Consider the following 19960-nt stretch of genomic DNA (forward strand, 5'->3'; position numbering starts at 1 on the left):
AAATCTTTGGCTCAGCACACTGCTGCTTCATTTTGATTTCAAATTAACACATATTAAATTATGAATTTTTTAAATTCAATACTAAAAGTATTTGTTGGTGATAAGTCTAAACAAGACGTAAAAACCATCATGCCAATAGTTGAAAAAATCAAATCTTTTGAAAGTGCTTTAGAAGCCTTATCGCATGATCAACTTAGAGCAAAAACAGCAGAGTTTAAAGCAAAAATTGCCGAAGCACGTCAGCCATTCTATTCTCAAATCGAAACATTAGAACAAGAAGCAGAAGCATCTGATGACATAGACAGAAGAGAAGATATCTATCAAGAAATTGATAAAATTAAAGACGATGCTTACGCCGCTACAGAAGATGTACTTAACAACATCCTTCCAGAAGCTTTTGCTGTTGTTAAAGAAACAGCAAAACGTTTTAAAGATAATACTTCAATTACCGTTGAAGCTAACGAATTTGACCGTTTAATTTCTGGAGAACATAACTACGTTACTCTAGAAGGAGATAAAGCAACTTGGGCAAATTCTTGGGATGCTGCAGGTAAAGAAGTAACATGGGATATGGTACATTACGATGTACAGTTAATTGGTGGTGTTGCAATGCACCAAGGTAAAATTGCCGAAATGCAAACTGGTGAAGGTAAAACGCTAGTAGCAACCTTACCTGTATACCTTAACGCTATTGCTGGCAAAGGTGTACACTTAGTAACAGTAAACGACTACTTAGCTAAACGTGATAGCGCTTGGATGGCACCTATTTTCCAATTCCATGGATTAAGTGTAGACTGTATAGATTATCACCAACCAAATAGCGACGCACGTCGTAAAGCCTATAATGCAGATATAACTTATGGTACCAATAACGAGTTTGGTTTTGATTACCTACGTGATAATATGGCGCATGCACCTGGCGATTTAGTACAACGCCCACACCACTTCGCTATTGTAGATGAGGTAGATTCGGTTTTAATTGACGATGCACGTACACCATTAATCATTTCTGGTCCAGTACCAAAAGGTGACGAACACGAGTTTACATTATTAAAACCAAAAGTAGAAGATATTGTTAGCGTACAACGTAAATATTTAACTATGGTTTTAGCCAATGCTAAAAAACTTATCGCTGACGGAGACACTAAAGAAGGAGGTTTTCAATTATTACGCGTGTACCGTGGTATGCCAAAAAATAAAGCGTTAATTAAGTTTTTAAGTGAAGAAGGTGTAAAACAATTACTTCAAAAAACAGAAAACTACTTCATGCAAGATAATAACCGTGAGATGCCAAGAGTAGACGCGGAATTATACTATGTTATTGAAGAAAAAAATAATCAGATAGAATTAACAGACAAAGGTGTAGATTATCTTTCAGGTAAAGACAATCCAGACTTTTTTGTCATGCCCGAAATTGGTGTAGAAATTGCTAAAATAGAAAATCAAAATCTATCTAGCGAAGAAGAAGCTAATCTAAAAGAAGACTTATTCCGTGACTTTGCTGTTAAATCAGAACGTATCCACACCTTAAACCAGTTGTTAAAAGCTTACGCATTGTTTGAAAAAGACATTCAATACGTAGTCATGGACAACAAAGTAATGATTGTAGACGAGCAAACAGGTCGTATTATGGATGGTCGTCGTTATTCAGACGGTTTACATCAAGCAATCGAAGCTAAAGAAAATGTAAAGATTGAAGACGCTACACAGACCTTTGCAACAATTACTTTACAAAACTACTTCCGTATGTACCGTAAACTAGCTGGTATGACAGGTACTGCGGTAACAGAAGCTGGAGAATTCTGGGAAATCTATAAGTTAGATGTAGTTGAAATACCAACTAACAGACCCATTGCAAGAGATGACCGTGAAGATTTAGTGTATAAAACAAAACGCGAAAAATATAACGCTGTTATTGATGAGGTTACCAAATTATCTCAAGCAGGTCGACCAGTACTTATTGGTACAACTAGTGTAGAGATTTCTGAGTTACTAGGTAAAATGCTATCCATTAGAAAAGTACCTCATAACGTACTTAACGCAAAACTTCATAAAAAAGAGGCAGATATTGTAGCTGAAGCTGGTAAACCAGGACAAGTAACCATTGCAACAAACATGGCTGGTCGTGGTACAGATATTAAATTAAGTGACGAAGTTAAAGCTGCTGGTGGATTAGCTATTATTGGTACAGAACGTCATGACTCGCGTCGTGTAGACCGACAGTTACGTGGTCGTGCCGGTAGACAAGGTGATCCAGGAAGCTCGCAATTCTATGTGTCTTTAGAAGATAATTTAATGCGTTTATTTGGTAGTGAGCGTATTGCCAAAATGATGGATAGAATGGGATTACAAGAAGGTGAAGTTATTCAGCATTCTATGATTTCAAAATCTATTGAGCGTGCACAGAAAAAAGTAGAAGAAAACCAATTTGGTGTTCGTAAACGTCTTCTTGAATATGATGATGTAATGAACTCGCAACGTGAAGTAGTTTACAAACGTCGTTACCACGCATTATTTGGAGAGCGTTTACGTGTAGACTTAGCTAACATGATTTATGATACTTCTGAGTTAATTGCAGAGACCAATAAAGATACTAACGATTTTAAAAACTTCGAGTTTGAACTAATCCGTTTCTTCTCTATGTCTTCACCTATTAGTGAAGCTGAGTTTAACAAAATGTCTGCTTTAGAGATTGCACAAAACATCTATAAAACAGCTTTTGATCACTATAAAAATAAAATGGAACGCAACGCCGAAATTGCTTTCCCTGTTATAGAAAACGTATACGAAAATCAACGTGATCGCTACAAACGTATTGTAGTACCTTTTACTGATGGCACTAAAACGTTACAAGTTGTAACTGACTTAGAAAAAGCTTACGAAAGTAAAGGAAAACAGTTAATCACTGACTTTGAAAAGAACATTACATTAGCCATTATTGATGATGCATGGAAGACTCATTTACGTAAAATGGACGAGTTAAAACAGTCAGTTCAATTAGCTGTTCACGAGCAAAAAGATCCATTATTAATTTACAAGTTTGAAGCTTTTGAATTGTTTAAAAGCATGATTTCTCAAGTTAATAAAGATGTAATTTCATTCTTATTTAAAGGTGAATTACCGACAGAAACAACTAATGCTATTAGTGAAGCTAAACAAGTACGTCAAAAAGATAATCTAAAAACTGAAAAGGAAGAAATTCCTAATTTAGACGAACGTGCTGCCCAAAATAGAGCTGCTGGTAACACACAACAACAACCACAAGTTGTAGAAACTATTGTTAGAGAGCAACCAAAAATTGGTCGAAATGACAGAGTGACTATAAAAAATGTAATGAGTGGCGAGAACAAAACTCTTAAATACAAACAAGCAGAACCATTAATTGCTAAAGGCGAATGGGTTTTGGTAAATGAATAAATAATATATATTAAATAATATTAAAAATCCCAAAGTGTAATGCTTTGGGATTTTTTTGTATTTTTATTTAACTAACTAAAATCTTTAATTATGCTAAGAAAAATATTAGCCACAATTGCTGGTATTATAGCTGCAAGTCTATCTATTTATCTTATTGAAACCTTAGGTCATACTTTGTTCCCATATCCTGAAGGCGCTAAACCTATGGATATGGAATGGATAAAAAACAATATAGATCTTATTCCTCGTGGCTCTATGATAGCTGTTATCATTGCACATGGTGTTGGGATAGCTGTTGGTATGTTTATAGCAGGACTTATTGCTAAAACATCTATAATTCCTGCATATATTGTCGCTGGCTTTATGGTTGTAGCTACAATTGCTAATTGGTTTATGATTCCTTCTCCAACTTGGTTTTATATTGCAGATGGTATTAGTGTAATAGCTGGGTTTTTATTTGGCAAACCTTTAGCAAGACGTCACATTTATGGAAAAATAGAAACAATTAGATCATAAAAATATGGAGCAACAATTAAAGGTTTTTAAAATCATTCATCTAGCTTTAATTGCAGGATTAATTTTGGCGTATTACTTTTTAGGTGATTTAGGGAATTTAACAGAGCTAACTTTCCCAACAGTTAACAGTAAAAATTACATTTATTTATTTATCCCAATAGCTGCATTTATAGTTAGCAATCTATTATTTAAACATTTTGTTTCTAAAATAGATAACAACCTTTCTGTACAACAAAAATTGGTTAGTTATCAAACTGCATCAATTATAAGATGGGCAATTTTGGAAGGCGCAGCTTTTTTAATTTTATTAATCTATCCAGAATTTCTTCTTTTTGGAATATTATTAATTATTTATTTAGCTCTACTTATTCCTACAGAAGCAAGAATAAAAAGAGACTTAAAACAATTTGATTAAACCAATCCAAGTATTGGTTTTGGATCTATTGTATTTTGTTTATAAAACTCTAATTCTTTAACATTGCAAACACCTGGGTAATCTCCTACTTTACCTTGTAAATCTTTTATAATTTGAAAGTGAAGATGCGGCGCATAATCTCCATTTACCTTTGCATCTCCTAATTGCGCAATAATGTCTCCTTGTTTTACACTTTGACCAACTTTAATATTTTTAATTGAAGCACGCGATAAATGACCATAAAGTGTATAAAACATATCATTTCCTAAGCTGTGCTCTAAAATTATGGTTGGTCCGTAGTCTCCAAAATTAGTATTATCATTAAAGCTATGGATTACTCCATTAAAAGCAGCAAGTATATTTGTTCCAGCAGGACACCATAAATCTAAACCCAAATGAATATTACGTTGCGCTTCTTCGGTTTGAGAAGAAAAGTAATCACTACGGTCATAAAGATTTCTATGCTCTAAATAGCCACCATATGCTACTTTTTTATTAGCTTTTTTAAGATAATTATTAATATAAATCTCCCATGCTTTAGAAGAAGACACATCAAATAACTTTAAATCTTCATTCTGTTTTGACAAATCTATTGCAACATAATCATCAATTGAAATTGAATAATCAACAACAAAAATTTCTTCTTGATTTGAAGCATCTAAAATCTTATTTAAATCCATTACGCTATTCTTATTTTAGAGAATAAAGATAACATCTAAATTAATTTTTCGTTATACTTATATTCAATAAATTTGCTATACTTTTATATTCAATAAATCCTTAATTCTACAATGAATAATTTTTTAAAGTGGATAATATATGCCCTAATTGCAGTAGCTGTACTTGTTTTAGGCTATCAATTTTTTACTAAAACAGGTGTTTTTGAGCAACGTTTAAGTCCGCCAAAAACAGTTGCTTTTAAAGTAGACGATTTAAATTTAGAAGTGTTTTACAATCGTCCTTCAAAACGTGATCGTGAAGTTTTTGGCGCATTAGTACCATTTAACCAAGTTTGGCGTACTGGAGCAAACGAAGCTACTACTTTTGAAACTAATCAAGATTTAACCGTACAAGGCATGTATTTACCAAAAGGTAAATATACTATTTGGACAGTCCCTATGGAGGACACTTGGAAAGTAATGTTTAACTCTAAGCAATACGAATGGGGAGTAAATGAAAAAATGGAACCTATGTGGGATCCAAATTTTGATGTTATTGAGGCAGAAGTGCCTGTCAAGGATTTAGATAAACCTGTAGAACAATTTACGATTGCTTTTGACAACTCTACAGACGACTTAAAAATGACAATGGCTTGGGATGATGTAAAAATTGAAATTCCTTTAAATAGATAATTTCAACATAAATAAATTCACTTTTGGCTAAAAAAGAAATAAAAAAATCGGCGTTATCTGAACAAGAAGGTGTTACATCTTCTGAAATTACTAATGCCGAAGCTGTTTCTAAATTAAAAGCAAAACGCAAATCTAAAAGGGACACACAAGACTTAATTAACTCGCTTCTTGATGGAAATATTACAGCTTTAAGTCAAGCTATTACAATTATAGAAAGTAAACACACCAAACATCAAGAACAAGCACATCAAATTGTTAAAGCTTGCTTACCTCATGCTAACAAATCAGTTAGAATTGGTATTACCGGCGTACCTGGTGTTGGTAAAAGTACATTTATTGAAGCTTTTGGTAATTATCTAACTACACAAGACAAAAAGGTTGCAGTATTAGCTGTAGACCCAAGTAGTTCTTTAACTAAAGGAAGTATTTTAGGCGATAAAACGCGTATGGAATCTTTAGTTAAAAATGAAAATGCCTACATACGTCCTTCGGCTTCAGGAGAATCGCTTGGTGGCGTTGCCAGAAAAACCAGAGAAACTATTACGCTTTGTGAAGCTGCTGGTTTTGATACTATTATTATTGAAACCGTTGGTGTAGGACAAAGTGAAACAGCTGTACACAGCATGGTAGATTTCTTTCTACTTTTAAAATTAGCTGGTGCTGGAGATGAGCTACAAGGTATTAAACGTGGTATTATTGAAATGGCAGACGCTATTGCTATTAACAAAGCAGATGGCGATAATCTTAAAGCTGCTAAGCTAGCTAAAGTAGAATTTAACCGCGCATTACATCTTTATCCTGCAAAAGCTTCTAATTGGCAACCAAAAGTAACTTTATGTAGTGGTTTACAAAATGAAGGTATTGCCGATATCTGGAAAGTTATAAAAGAGTATTTAGAAATTACAAAATCTAATAATTACTTTAGCTCAAAGCGTAATGAGCAAAATAAATACTGGTTAATTCAAACTATAGAAGAACAATTAAAGAGCGACTTCTTTAATCACCCAACTATAAAAATTGAATTACAAAAACAATTAGCTTTAATTGAAGCTAATAAAACTACTCCTTTTGTTGCAGCTGAATATTTATTAAACTTAAAAAATTAAAAGTTAGCTTTATACCATTCTACTTGTTTTTCTACTGATTCTAGTAGCGTAGTTTTCGGGTTATAATTAAGTAGCTTTCTAGCTTTATCAATATTAGCTTTTGTACGTAATTGGTCACCTGCTCGTTTGGCAATAACATTAATTTTAATTGGCTTTCCTAAAACTTTTTCTACAGCATCAATACCATCTTGTGTAGTATGTTCTACTTCTGTTCCAAGATTAATAATTTCGCCATTTACTTTGTCTTCATTTCCTATAACGCTTACTACGCCATCAACAATATCTCCTACATAAGTAAAACTTCGTAAATGCTTATCACTACCTTCATAAAGAGGAAAAGCTTCACCATTTAAACCACAAGCGATTAGTTTAGTATACATTTTTTCTGGACGTTCTCTTGGTCCTATTACAGAGTATAGTCTTAAAGAACAGCTTTTAAACTGCTGTTCTCTACTTTTTTGAAGCACTAATTGCTCTGCAGTTAACTTAGTTACACCGTAATGCGATGCTGGTTTTGGTGCAACATCTTCAGGAAACGTAGCCTCTAAGCCATAAATTGAAGATGTCCCGATATTTACAAGCAATTTTAAATCGTCTAATTGTAAAGCATAATCAATTAAATTTTTTGTTGCTATAACATTATTTGTAAAATAATCTTCAAAAGTAGATGTTGAGGATATACCAGGTTGTGCCGCATAATGGAAGATATAATTTATGTCTTTTGGCAGCTTATTTATATCTGTAATTTCTCTTAAATCTAACTTTAAAACTGTAATTCCTTTTTCATTTAAAGCTTTTTCATTTAATTGCTTTAATTCTAAACTATAATAATCATTAAAGTTATCTACTCCAACAACCTCATGCCCCATTTTTTGGAGTCTTTCTGCTGTATGAGAACCTATAAAACCAACTGCTCCAGTGACTAATATCTTCATAAAAAATTTTGAAATGTTTTACAAAATAACAACTTTTAAGTGAAACATAAATTGCTATTGATAAAAAATAATACTTTTGCAAGACTAAGCAAAGCATAATGAGTTACGAATTTACGATTATCGTTCCTGTTTATAACGAAGAGGATAATTTAGCTAGAGTTGAAAAAGAGCTTTTAGCTTACACAAAAATAGCTAGTAAACCCACCAAAATATTATTTGTTAACGATGGCTCTAAAGACAAAAGCCAGCAATTAATAGAAGATATTTGCACTCGTAATGATGCTTTTTTCTATATTCTTTTTAAAGAAAATAGAGGATTAAGCGCTGCGATAAAAGCTGGTTTTGATCATGCAGACACACCTTTGGTTGGTTATATAGATTCTGACTTACAAACGGCGCCATCAGACTTCAATCTGCTTTTAGAACATATTAAAGACAACGCATTAGTAACTGGTGTACGTGCCAACCGTAAGGATAGTTTTGTTAAAAATATGTCGTCTAAAATTGCTAACGGTATAAGACGTGCTTTTACAAAAGATGGTATGGATGACACTGGTTGCCCTTTAAAAGTAATACGAACAGATTACGCCAAACGCATTCCTATGTTTAAAGGTCTACATCGTTTTTTACCTGCTTTGATTTTGTTGCAAAACGGAACTATAAAGCAAGTACCTGTTCAGCATTTTCCTCGTATTGCAGGTCAAGCTAAATTTGGACTTTGGAATAGGCTTTTAGGTCCTTTAATGGATTGTTTTGCTTATTTATGGATGAAGAAAAAGTACATTAATTACGAAGTAGCTAAGAAAAAATAAATGAGTAAATGGTTAATATATAGTATTGGCTTTTTAGCTCAAATCCTATTTTCGTCAAGGTTAGTTATACAATGGATAACTAGCGAAAAACAAAAAAAAGTCATTACACCTACTCTATTTTGGACACTTAGTTTAATCGCTTCCTTTTTACTTTTTATTTATGGTTACTTACGTAATGATTTTGCTATTATGCTTGGTCAAGGTCTTACATATTATATTTATATAAGAAATCTTCAGTTACAAAATCAATGGAGAAAATATCCAATATTTATGCGTTGGGTATTATTATTTATGCCTGTATTTGTAACTATTTTCTACTTTAACAATAACGAAATTGACACAGTTAAGCTTTTTAAAAATGAAGCTATTCCGTTATGGTTATTAATTTTAGGAATAGTGTCTCAAATAGTATTTACGTTAAGGTTTATATACCAATGGATGTATTCTGAAAAAAACAAAGAATCTTCACTTCCTTTTGGGTTTTGGGCACTAAGCTTAGTTGGATCTTTACTTATTTTGATTTATGCTATATTTAGAAAAGATCCTGTATTATTAGTTGGCCATTTACTAGGCGCAACTATTTATGTTAGAAATCTTTTAATTTTAAAAAAGCAAGATGCCTAAACTTTTAAAAAACTATCCATTAATTTTACTATGTCTTTTTATTGCAATTATGTTATTGCCTAACTTAGACAGTATGCAGGTAACTATTATGGAAGCGCGTAATTTTATTACTGCTAGAGAAATGGTTACAGATAACAATTGGTTATTAACTACTATGAATGGTGTACCACGTTATCAAAAACCACCATTACCAACTTGGATTACTGCATTGTCTGCATTAATATTTGGGATTAAAAGCGTATTTGGAATGCGTTTACCTGCTGTATTAATGGTTATGGTTTTAGGTATTTTCACTTATAAATTGTCAAAATTCATACTTAAAAGTAGAGCACATAGTTTAATAAATGCATTAATATTAATCACATCTTTTTACGTTATAGGTATTACTATAGAAGCGCCTTGGGATATTTTTACTCACGGATTTATGATGATTGCTATTTACTATTTATTTCTACTATTTAAAAGCGAAACAGTTAATTGGAAGCACATTTTTTTAGCAAGTTTAGGTATTGCTGCTTCATTATTAAGCAAAGGTCCTGTGTCTTTTTACGCGTTATTATTACCCTTTATAATTGCTTTTAGTTTTTCTTTCAATTATAAAAACTTAAAAGCTAAAATTATTCCTTTTATAATCATATTAATTCTTGCTGTTATTTTAGGTGGTTGGTGGTATCTTTATGTAAGATTAGAAGATCCTCATACTTTTGAAGCTATAACTAGTAAAGAAACCGCTAATTGGACAAGCTACAATGTTAGACCTTTCTATTATTATTGGAGCTTTTTTACGCAAAGCGGAATTTGGACAATTCCAGCATTTATAGGATTATTGTATCCATATATGAAACATAGAGCAATACATTACAGAGCTTATAAATTCACGTTTTTATGGACTATTGCTGCTGTAATTTTACTCTCAATAATTCCTGAAAAAAAGTCACGTTATTTAATGCCTGTCTTAATTCCGTTAGCATTAAACACAGGATTTTATATAGAGTATTTAATTAGAAAATTTAAGTACTTAAATAATAAAAAAGAAACTTTACCTGTATACTTCAATTTTACATTAATTGCTATTATCGGTATAGTTTCCCCTTTTGGATTAGCCTATTTATTTTATGAGCAATTCCATAATAACATTGTTGCTTTTTCAATTTTTGGTCTAGTTTCTATAGTTATTTCATTTTTTATTTTAATACAACTATACAAAAAGAAAATTAAGCACGTATTCTTATTAACAGTAGTCTTTTTTGCGAGTCTTTTTGTTTTTGGATTACCTGTATTTAAAACATTTACTAGCAAAAATTATAAACCAGTGTCTAGGTTATTAAAGCAAAATGAAATCAACGCTATTAAAACTTATAGCTTAGGTGAAGCAACGCCTGAAACCGTTTGGCAATATGGCGAAAAGATTCCGACAATTATTAATTTGAATACTATTGAAAATCTTCCAAAGGACTCAAAATTTGGATTATTAACTTATGGTCTTTCTGAAGAAAAAATTTCATTTTTAAGCTCCTATTTCAATGTTAAAAAGATAAATCATTATGATTTAAATGAAGCTGAGCCAGGTAGCAGGCAATACAGAGACAGATTAACTTTTGATTATTACGAACTAGAAAGGAAATAAAAATTACCTTAGTGTAAAGCGTTTATGTAAGTAGCTTTCAAATCTATAGAACATATAACCTGAAAATCCGCCAAAAATCATACCTGATAAAACATCTAACGGGTAATGCACACCAATATATATACGGCTATAACCCATTGCTAAAGACCAAACAATTAGTATATATATTAAATATTTAAAACGTTGTTTTAACATAAAACCTGAAAAAATAGCTACTGCCATACTATTACTGGCATGACCAGAAAAGTAACCATAAGCACCGCCACACCAAGATTTAACTAGACGCATAACATCTATCAAATCTGCTTCATGACAAGGTCTTGGGCGTTTTAAACCATATTTAAATAAGTTTGTAATTTGATCTGTAAACAGGATCATTAAAGCAATAACTACTGCAGTTAGAATAATGGATTTATCATTTCTTTTTTTATACATAAAGAAGAAAAGCACTGCATAAAAAGGAATCCAATGCAATTTATCTGTATAAAACATCCAAAATCCATCCCAAGAAGGATTACCTAGATTATTAAGGAATAAAAAAACTTGTTTATCTAATTCTAAAATTTGTTCTAACATGTAATTAGTCTTCGTATCGTGCTACTTCTCTGTCATAAAATGCAGTAGCTTCGTTGATTAAATTTTCCATTTCTAGCTCTAATTCTTTTTCATCATGTTGATCAAAATCTTCAAGCCATTCTACTTCATCGTCTTCTAAATTAATAATAAACCGAGGAAAATCGGTATGTATTACAAATATAGCGTTTGGAAAATCTGTATTGTCGCCTAATATGTATTTTGGTAGTTCCATTTAATTAGTGTCTAAAGTTGAAAGTATTTAAAGTGGCTAAAGTTAAAAGTATTTAGAGTATATTAAATTTTTAATATGTTTATTTTTCAAAGTTAAAACTTATTTGCGATAGAAGTGAAAAGTGCGAGTAGTTCTTTTGCTTCATTTCTTATTTCTTTTAAATTTTTACTTTCAACAAAACCTAATTCTTCTATAATTTCTAACCAATAATCTGTTTCGCTAGCTTCTGCTAAAGATATTTTTAGTTTATTAGAAAAGTCTTTTGTACTTCTACTTCTATTGGCTTCTCTATAATTTGCTCCAATGTTAGTTCCTGATTTTGATAATTGATTTCTCAATACAAGTGCTTCTGCGTATTGGGTAAACTTCCTGATAATTTTAAGATTTTAATAGCAAATGTTATTGTTCTTTTTTCTAAAACTTTAGCAAATTCTTTATTGGTCATAATCACTTATTGTTTAAACAAATATAACCAACAGAAATAATTAATCTTGAGTATTATCCAATACTTTAAATACTTTAGACACTTATAACTTTAGGCACTTTAAGAATGAGTAACTAAAAGTTTTTTTGTAAGATAATTAAACCTAATAAACAATAAAATTGCTGCACTAGTTAAGCCTGCTAATAAGCCAATCCAAATTCCAAAGCTTCCGTACGCATCTTCTTTTCCTAAAATCCAGCTTATAGGAAAACCTATTAACCAATAGGCAATAAAGGTAATTAATGTTGGTATTTTAACATCTTGCAAGCCTCGTAAAGCGCCTAAAACAATAACTTGTAAACTATCACTAATCTGAAAAATAGCCGACGCAATTAGTAATTGTGATGCTATTGTGACAACTTCAGTATTGTCTTTAAAATTAATAACATCGTCAAAATCTACGTATAGTTTTGGTAAAGCTTCATTAAAAATCAAGAATAAAATTCCGAATACTACTGCAAAAATAAATCCTAATAAAAATAATGAGAATGCAATACGACGTAACTCAAAATATTTTTGAAGTCCTTTTTGGTTACCTACTCTAATCATAGACGCTACACTTAATCCCATTGCAACCATAAAGGTCATAGAACTTAAATTTAAAGCAATTTGATTTGCTGCTTGCGGATTTTTACCTAACAAGCCACTTAACCAGATTGCTGCGGTAAAAATGGCAACTTCAAAAAACATTTGCATTGCACTTGGCGCACCAAGACCAATAAGTTTATTAATCATTGTTTTGTCTAAAACTAATATTTTAATATTGGTGACAAAATGTTTTGATTTTTCTCGTCCTTTTAACAACCACCAAATATGTGCTACCATTACAAAACGAGAAATTAAAGTCCCATAAGCTGCACCAACTATACCCATTTCTGGAAAACCAAACTTACCAAAAATAAGCACATAGTTAAAACCCACATTAACCACGTTAGCTACTATAGTGGCATACATTGGATATTTGGTTAAAGACAATCCATCACTAAATTGTTTAAATGCTTGAAAGACGACTAATGGTATCAAAGAAAATGCTACCAAATCTAAATACGGAATAGCTAATTCTACAACCTCAACTGGTTGTTTCATTAAATACATTAATGGTTTGGCAAAAAACACTAACAGAAACAACAATACACCTAAAACAGTACATAAAAATAATCCGTGTTTAAAAGCAGATTTTCCTTTAGCAAAATCGTTTGCTCCATCTGCTTCGGCTACCAAAGGTGTAATGGCTGTACTAAAACCAATACCTAAAGACATAGCTATAAACATAAAACTATTACCTAAAGATACTGCTGCTAACTGCGCCGTACCTAATTGACCAACCATAATGTTGTCTATAAAACTAACAAAGGTATGTCCTAACATACCTAACATTACTGGTGCTGCTAGTTGCCAATTGTATTTAAACTCTTTTGTGTAGTTGCTCAAAACCATTTTGCAAAAGTAGTGGTTTGAGAAAATTTATTTATAAGAAATCAACTTAAATTCACTTAAAAATTAGCCACTTCTTTTTTAGCCATTTCAAAGTCTTCAACCATCTCTTTTACAATCTCAGCAACTGGTTTAATGTCATGAATTAATCCTGAAATTTGTCCAATTTCAAGCTCACCTTCATCTAAATCACCTTCAAACATTCCTTTTTTTGCTCGAGCACGACCTAATAATTCTTTAAGTTGTTCTGGTGTTGGTGCTGATTTATACAACGCTTCAACATCATTAAAAAACTTATTTTTTATTAATCTTACTGGCGCTAATTCTTTCAAAGTTAATTGCGTATCGCCTTCTTTGGCATCTACAACGACTTGTTTAAACGCTTGATGCGCACTACTTTCTGTACTCGCCACAAAACGACTACCAACTTGTACGCCATCTGCACCTAAAACCATACATGCAAGCATGGCTTTTCCTGTTGCAATACCGCCTGCTGCCAATAAAGGAATTTTTAAATGTTCTTTAACCATTGGTATTAGCGTAAGTGTTGTTGTCTCGTCACGACCGTTATGTCCGCCAGCTTCAAAACCTTCTGCAACAACAGCATCTACACCAGCGTCTTGAGCTTTTAATGCAAATTTTACACTACTAACTACGTGTACGACGGTTATTCCTTTGTCTTGCAACCATTTAGTCCAAGTTTTTGGGTTTCCAGCAGAAGTAAATACAATCTTTACACCTTCTTCAACAATAATATTCATAATTTCCTCAATGTTAGGATATAACATTGGCACGTTTACTCCAAAAGGTTTATCGGTTGCTTGTTTACATTTTTGAATATGTTCTCTTAGCACATCTGGATACATACTTCCTGCGCCTATTAAACCTAAAATTCCTGAATTACTTGCAGCAGAAGCTAATCGCCAACCGCTATTCCAAATCATTCCGCCTTGTACTATTGGATATTTAATATTGAATAAGTCTGTAATTCTATTTTGCATTTTTATTATTGAGTTGTTAATTTATGACCTCTCGACTGTGCGCGAGGTGAATTGGATTTCACTTCTAATTTTGTGAAAATTTAAGTTTTTTTAAACCTAATTTTTTATAATTTTTTTGGTGATACTTAATCCAGTAGCTTCAATTTTTGCTAAATAAACACCTTTAGATAGATTACTTACATTGATTTTTTTCTGTGTTGAAGACACTGTTTTTTCAAGCACTTTTTTCCCTAAAATATCATATAATTTTACGTTTGCAGTATCATATTGACTAGGAATTTCAACATATAGTAAACTACTTACTGGATTAGGATATACTTTTAGTTTAGTAGTTTCATTCTGAAACTCGACCAAAGACAATCCATTTGCTAATGCTAATGATAAATCAGGAATACCATAACCTAAAAAATTATCAGGATTATTGAATTGCGAAGCAGACTCACGAACCAATTGCATAATTTGCTGATTGTTTAATGTTGGTAATGCTTGCCACAAACATACAACGCCGCCAGCTAATATTGGTGCACTAAACGATGTACCGTTAAGTGTTATAAGATTATCATTAGTATTGATTACAAAACTTGCCTGACCTTGTGCTACAACGTCTGGTTTTTGTGTTGGTTGTGCGCTACTACCTTGAGAACTAAACGATGCATAATTACCAGATGCATTGACTGCACCAACACTTAATACGTTAGGCGAATCTGCTGGCGCACCAACAATTTGCCAAGAAGAATTACCAGAATTTCCTGCAGAATTAACCAACAACATTCCTTTTTGGGCTGCAAAATTAGCACCACGAGTTATAAACGCGGTTTGTCCATCCATTTCAGCTGGAGTATAACTATAATTTGGATTATCAAAAGTGGTGTAACCAAGTGATGTATTAATGACATCTACTCCTAAACTATCTGCACGTTCTGCAGCTTCAACCCAAAGCGTTTCTTCTATTGGTGTTTCTGTAGCTGCGTTTTCGGTTCTAAATAAATAATACTCTGCATCTGGAGCTGTACCAACAAATTGGTCTTGTACATAACCTGCCATATCGCTTAAAACCCAAGTACCATGAGCATTTCCAGTGTACGCATACACGTTTGGATTTCTATCTACAAAATCATAACCACCTAAAATTCCGTTATTCGTATTTATACGATTAAATCCTGACATGGTTGACACATTAGGAAAACCTGAATCTAAAACAGCTACCGTCATTCCTGTTCCTGTAAAATCTGCAAGATGCAAATCGTCGCCATTAAACATTTCTATTTGGTTGGTAGCGCTTCCGTAATTAAAAACTGTTTGGTTTGTTTCGATATCAAATTTGTTTTGATTTTGAGATTGTCTTGCATTAAGATTATTATCTGCAAATTCGATATGATCAACAAAGGTTAATCCTGTTAACGCATTAATATCGGTTTCGGTTCCTAATACATGAACCACGTTTAACCATTTGGATTTAGCAAGAACTGTAATTCCTGTTTGTGCTTTTATTTGAGTTATATATCCTTCGTCTACAGGTACATCATTATAATCTACAGCAACATTATGCGCTGCTTTACGGTCTAACGCTTTTTGAGTTAAAATTGAAATTGGATTTGCTAACGCAGTTGCACTATTTGGCTTGTCGTTTAAATATACCCAAGCGTGTTCTTGAGCAAAAACCGAATAGCTTATTAGAAAAGCAATTATAAGTAAAGTCTGCTTCATTTCAGTAACCATTTATAGTTACTGCAATTTAAGAAATAACTCCGGAACCAACTAATTCTTCATCTAAATACCAAGCTACAAATTGACCTTCGGTAATTGCAGATTGCGCGTCTTTAAATTCAACATACAAACCAGAGTCTACTTTGTGTAAAGTGGCATCTTGTAAGGGTTGTCTGTAACGTATTCTAGCTTTAACCTGCATGGTTTCACCTTCATTAATTGCTAAATCTTCTCGGATCCAGTGTAATTCGTCATTAGACACAAATAACACATTACGTAATAAACCAGGATGGTTTTTACCTTGACCTGTGTAAATTACGTTTTCATTTACGTCTGTTTCAATCACAAAAAGTGGCTCAACTGTTCCGCCAACAGCTAATCCTTTACGTTGTCCTTTAGTAAAATAATGTGCACCTTGATGCTTACCTACCACTTTTCCATCGGATACCGCGTAGCTTTTTTTCTGACTTAAGTAGTCTAATTCTTCTAATTTATTATTGAAGTTTGGCTGTGTTTGATTATAGATTTGATTAGATTTTTCAACTTCAACAATTACACCTTCTTTTGGTTTTAATTGTTGTTGAAGAAATTCTGGTAATCTCACTTTACCTATAAAACATAAACCTTGCGAGTCTTTTTTATCTGCTGTAATTAAGTCTTGCTCTTTAGCAATTGCTCTAACTTCTGGTTTTAAAAGTTCGCCAACCGGGAATAATGCTTTTGCTAATTGGTCTTGAGATAATTGACATAAAAAATAAGATTGATCCTTATTATCGTCTTTACCTGCTAAAAGTTGATGAATTTCTTTTCCGTCTTTTTCAATCGTACTTTTTCTGCAATAATGACCAGTAGCTACGTAATCTGCACCTAGATCTAAAGCAATTTTCATAAAGACATCAAATTTGATTTCTCTATTACAAAGTACGTCTGGATTTGGTGTACGACCTTTTTCATATTCGTTAAACATATAGTCTACAATACGTTCTTTATACTGCTCACTTAAATCTACAGTTTGAAAAGGAATACCTAATTTATTGGCAACTAACATTGCATCATTACTATCTTCTAGCCAAGGACACTCATCTGATATTGTTACAGAATCGTCATGCCAGTTTTTCATAAAAAGACCTATAACCTCATAACCTTGCTCTTTTAATAAATAAGCAGCAACACTAGAATCTACACCTCCTGAAAGTCCTACAACAACTCTTTTTTTCATCTAAAATCTTTTTTTGGATTGCAAAGATACGTCATTTTTTAAACTCATATTAAATCAATAAGACCTTATTATCACCAATTCAAACACTTAAAAAACAGCAAGTTAAAAAGTTTAACAAAATATTAGATATATTCTGTTTAAACTTTATTTAGATTTGTTAAACAAAATTTACAAACCAATAAAAATTGCTATGAAAAATTTAAAACTTTTATCGTTGTTATTATTAACAACTATCGTTTTCTGGTCATGTAGTGATGACGATGACGGAACTATTATTATTGATGAACAATCTCTAAACATTGTAGAATTAGCACAATCTAATCCTAATTTATCAAGTTTAGTTGATGCTGTTGTTGAAGCTAATCTAGCTGCAACACTTAGTGGACCAGGACCTTTTACTGTTTTAGCTCCTACAGACGAAGCTTTTGCAGAATTTTTGTCTGATAACGGTTGGGCTACTGTACAAGACATACCTGACGAAGCGTTAACACAAACACTTCTTAACCACGTTATTTCTGGAACTGTAACATCTACAGATTTAACTGGTATGGGTAGAGGTTATACTAATACTTTAGCTGATGGTCCTTCTAACAATAAAATTAGCCTTCTATTTGACACAAATAACGGTGTTGTTTTTAATAATAGTGCAGAAGTTACAGTTGCAGATGTAGAAGCATCTAATGGAATTGTTCATGTTGTTGATGAAGTAATTACATTACCTACTGTTGTTGATCATGCTGTTAATAACACAAATTATTCAAATCTTGTTGCTGCTTTAGGAGCTGCAGACGGAGACTTAGTAAATGTATTATCAGGAACAGGACCTTTTACTGTCTTAGCTCCAGATGATACAGCATTTGCAACATTTTTAGATGGTGCGGCTCTTGCCGATGTTGATACAGCTATATTATCTCAAATCTTATTAAATCATGTTATTAGTGGCGCAATCACTTCTACAGATTTAGTAGCTTTAGGTGAAGGTTATTCCAATACAAACGCTTCTGGACCTAACATGAATAACTTAAGCATCTACTTTAGCACTTCTAATGGTGTTATGTTTAATGGTGCGTCTACAGTAGAAACAGCAGATATTGTAGGTACAAACGGAATTATTCACACAGTAGACACTGTAATTGATTTACCTACTATAGCAACATTTGCTACTACTAATCCTGCATTATCTAATCTTGTAGCTGCTTTACAATATGCAGATACAGGTATGCCTACCGTACCATACATAAACACTGTTTCTGATGCAGAAGCTGGTCCTTTTACAGTTTTTGCTCCTACAGATAATGCTTTTGGAAATTTATTAATCGAATTAAATGTGTCTGCTTTAACAGATATATCAACATCTACTGTTGATGCTGTTCTAACTTATCACATTGTAAGTGGTAATATACAGTCTTCTATGTTAACTAGCGGAACTGTTACTACACTAGGAGGAAATATTACAGCAGACGCTACAAACTTTACTTTAACAGATGCTAATGGAAGAGTAAGTGATATAGTTACTAGCTTAGTTGACATACAAGCAGTAAATGGAGTTGTTCACGTAATTGACAATAACGTTATTTTACCGCCACAATAGTTTTTAGATGATTGATGTTAAGTTGAATAAATTGAAATAAACAGTTTATTCTTAAAAAAAACGCCTTAATTAAGGCGTTTTTTTATTGTTCTTATATGGATTTTTACTGCGTCTAGTAAAATCGTTTTCTTCAATAAGCTTTCCGTCTTTGTAAGTTTTCCAGATACCATGTCTGTAATCATTTTGGTATTGTCCTTCTAATATTAAGTTTCCTTTTTCGTCATAAGATTTGTAAGCACCATGTAACATATTGTCCTTATAAGTATATTCTCTAATTAAAACGCCTTCTCCAGAAAACCATTGCGATAATCCATCTAGTTTTCCGTTTTTGTAGTTTGCTTTTTCTGCCACATTTCCGTTAAGGTAATATGTTGTTCTTAAGCCTTCTAATTTTCCTTTATTATTATAAAATTCTGAAGTCATTAATTGATCACTATTTTTATGATAGTATAACCATTTACCTACATAAGTTTTTCCTCGCATTGCACCTTCACTAACCTTGTTTCCTGTAGATGTATAAAATACAACTTGAGCAATGTCTGTATCTTTTTTAAACGTACGTGTTGCTGCTAAAACAGCTTTATTCTCAAGATTTTGGTAAAATTTAAACACACCAACTTCTTTACCATGTTCAAATTGTCCTTCGTACCTTAATACTTCTGTACCTTCAAAGTTTTTTTTCCATTTTCCGTGACGTTTACCATTACTATCAAATTGATTAAGCTGTTGTGCAAACATTACTGTTGCAGATAATGTAAATATGAAAAAAGTTAATATGTATTTCATTTTTAATATTGTTTCGCTTTCGCTGAAATTGAATTAATCTTATTAGTTGTTAACGTACTATAGTCTGTTTTTGTTATAACAAAAAAGCTGCCAAATTTAATTTATTTTTTGACAGCTTTTATTTTT

At 32.2% G+C, this 19960-nt stretch carries 19 protein-coding genes; 9 read left to right on the top strand and 10 right to left on the bottom strand.

Features of this window, described 5'->3' with window-relative positions; all coding sequences use genetic code 11:
* Positions 1-60: 60 nt before the first annotated feature.
* From secA to FHS04_RS05270, 3 genes are all read left to right on the top strand, one after another.
* Complete coding sequence (secA, locus tag FHS04_RS05260; RefSeq protein ID WP_106679464.1) at positions 61-3417, top strand: preprotein translocase subunit SecA; 3357 nt, start codon at positions 61-63, stop codon at positions 3415-3417.
* A gap of 90 nt (positions 3418-3507) precedes the next feature.
* A complete protein-coding gene (locus FHS04_RS05265) occupies positions 3508-3933 on the top strand; it encodes a hypothetical protein (RefSeq protein WP_106679462.1) in 426 nt (141 codons plus the stop codon).
* Positions 3934-3937: 4 nt separating this feature from the next.
* Entirely contained in the window at positions 3938-4348 is a 411-nt protein-coding gene (locus FHS04_RS05270) for an MFS transporter (RefSeq protein ID WP_106679460.1), read from the top strand.
* Here the strand turns inward: FHS04_RS05270 and FHS04_RS05275 are convergent.
* Entirely contained in the window at positions 4345-5028 is a 684-nt protein-coding gene (locus FHS04_RS05275; protein WP_106679458.1) for a peptidoglycan DD-metalloendopeptidase family protein, read from the bottom strand. The two genes, FHS04_RS05270 and FHS04_RS05275, sit on opposite strands and share 4 nt — an antisense overlap.
* Positions 5029-5139: 111 nt before the next feature.
* Between FHS04_RS05275 and FHS04_RS05280 the strand changes: the two genes are divergently transcribed.
* Complete coding sequence (locus FHS04_RS05280) at positions 5140-5700, top strand: DUF2911 domain-containing protein (protein ID WP_106679456.1); 561 nt, start codon at positions 5140-5142, stop codon at positions 5698-5700.
* A 23-nt stretch (positions 5701-5723) separates the two neighbouring features.
* Positions 5724-6806 carry a methylmalonyl Co-A mutase-associated GTPase MeaB gene (meaB, locus tag FHS04_RS05285; protein WP_106679454.1) on the top strand — a complete coding sequence of 361 codons (1083 nt, stop codon included), beginning with the start codon at positions 5724-5726 and terminating at the stop codon, positions 6804-6806.
* On the opposite strand, the gene FHS04_RS05290 is transcribed toward meaB, so the two are convergent.
* Entirely contained in the window at positions 6803-7741 is a 939-nt protein-coding gene (locus FHS04_RS05290; protein WP_106679452.1) for an NAD-dependent epimerase/dehydratase family protein, read from the bottom strand. The two genes, meaB and FHS04_RS05290, sit on opposite strands and share 4 nt — an antisense overlap.
* Before the next feature lie 98 nt (positions 7742-7839).
* On the opposite strand from FHS04_RS05290, the gene FHS04_RS05295 reads away from it, so the two are divergent.
* Genes FHS04_RS05295 through FHS04_RS05305 form a run of 3 tightly spaced genes read left to right on the top strand, consistent with a single transcriptional unit; the run spans position 7840 to position 10804 of the window.
* Positions 7840-8553 (top strand): glycosyltransferase family 2 protein, encoded by a 714-nt coding sequence (locus tag FHS04_RS05295; protein WP_106679450.1) that lies wholly within the window; start codon positions 7840-7842, stop codon positions 8551-8553.
* The gene (locus FHS04_RS05300) at positions 8554-9177 is read left to right on the top strand and encodes a lipid-A-disaccharide synthase N-terminal domain-containing protein (protein WP_106679448.1); all 624 of its coding nucleotides are present in this window, start codon (positions 8554-8556) and stop codon (positions 9175-9177) included.
* On the top strand, positions 9170-10804 hold the full coding sequence (locus FHS04_RS05305) for an ArnT family glycosyltransferase (protein ID WP_106679446.1): 1635 nt from the start codon (positions 9170-9172) through the stop codon (positions 10802-10804). The genes FHS04_RS05300 and FHS04_RS05305 overlap by 8 nt, the downstream gene beginning before the upstream one ends.
* Positions 10805-10807: 3 nt before the next feature.
* On the opposite strand, the gene FHS04_RS05310 is transcribed toward FHS04_RS05305, so the two are convergent.
* The 7 genes from FHS04_RS05310 to mnmA all read right to left on the bottom strand — a co-directional run bounded on the left by FHS04_RS05310 (position 10808) and on the right by mnmA (position 17457).
* Complete coding sequence (locus FHS04_RS05310) at positions 10808-11380, bottom strand: phosphatase PAP2 family protein (protein ID WP_106679443.1); 573 nt, start codon at positions 11378-11380, stop codon at positions 10808-10810.
* 4 nt (positions 11381-11384) lie between these two features.
* Positions 11385-11612 carry a hypothetical protein gene (locus tag FHS04_RS05315; RefSeq protein WP_027880073.1) on the bottom strand — a complete coding sequence of 76 codons (228 nt, stop codon included), beginning with the start codon at positions 11610-11612 and terminating at the stop codon, positions 11385-11387.
* Positions 11613-11704: 92 nt separating this feature from the next.
* The gene (locus tag FHS04_RS05320) at positions 11705-11989 is read right to left on the bottom strand and encodes a four helix bundle protein (RefSeq protein WP_106679440.1); all 285 of its coding nucleotides are present in this window, start codon (positions 11987-11989) and stop codon (positions 11705-11707) included.
* 167 nt (positions 11990-12156) lie between these two features.
* Positions 12157-13533: an MATE family efflux transporter gene (locus FHS04_RS05325; RefSeq protein WP_106679437.1), complete on the bottom strand. Its 1377-nt coding sequence runs from the start codon at positions 13531-13533 to the stop codon at positions 12157-12159.
* 56 nt (positions 13534-13589) lie between these two features.
* Positions 13590-14531 carry an NAD(P)H-dependent flavin oxidoreductase gene (locus FHS04_RS05330; protein ID WP_106679435.1) on the bottom strand — a complete coding sequence of 314 codons (942 nt, stop codon included), beginning with the start codon at positions 14529-14531 and terminating at the stop codon, positions 13590-13592.
* Positions 14532-14627: 96 nt separating this feature from the next.
* A complete protein-coding gene (locus FHS04_RS05335) occupies positions 14628-16238 on the bottom strand; it encodes a S8 family serine peptidase (RefSeq protein ID WP_106679680.1) in 1611 nt (536 codons plus the stop codon).
* Positions 16239-16266: 28 nt separating this feature from the next.
* On the bottom strand, positions 16267-17457 hold the full coding sequence (gene mnmA, locus FHS04_RS05340) for a tRNA 2-thiouridine(34) synthase MnmA (RefSeq protein WP_106679433.1): 1191 nt from the start codon (positions 17455-17457) through the stop codon (positions 16267-16269).
* A 190-nt stretch (positions 17458-17647) separates the two neighbouring features.
* On the opposite strand from mnmA, the gene FHS04_RS05345 reads away from it, so the two are divergent.
* Positions 17648-19048, top strand: a complete 1401-nt coding sequence (locus FHS04_RS05345) for a fasciclin domain-containing protein (protein WP_244906287.1) — start codon at positions 17648-17650, stop codon at positions 19046-19048.
* A 69-nt stretch (positions 19049-19117) separates the two neighbouring features.
* Here FHS04_RS05345 and FHS04_RS05350 read toward each other — a convergent pair whose 3' ends face one another.
* Positions 19118-19834, bottom strand: coding sequence for a toxin-antitoxin system YwqK family antitoxin (locus tag FHS04_RS05350; RefSeq protein WP_106679429.1), 717 nt, complete (start codon positions 19832-19834; stop codon positions 19118-19120).
* Between the last annotated feature and the right edge of the window lie 126 nt (positions 19835-19960).

It is taken from the genome of Mesoflavibacter zeaxanthinifaciens subsp. sabulilitoris, from assembly GCF_014191595.1.
In the GTDB taxonomy this organism is placed as follows: Bacteria; Bacteroidota; Bacteroidia; order Flavobacteriales; family Flavobacteriaceae; genus Mesoflavibacter; species Mesoflavibacter zeaxanthinifaciens.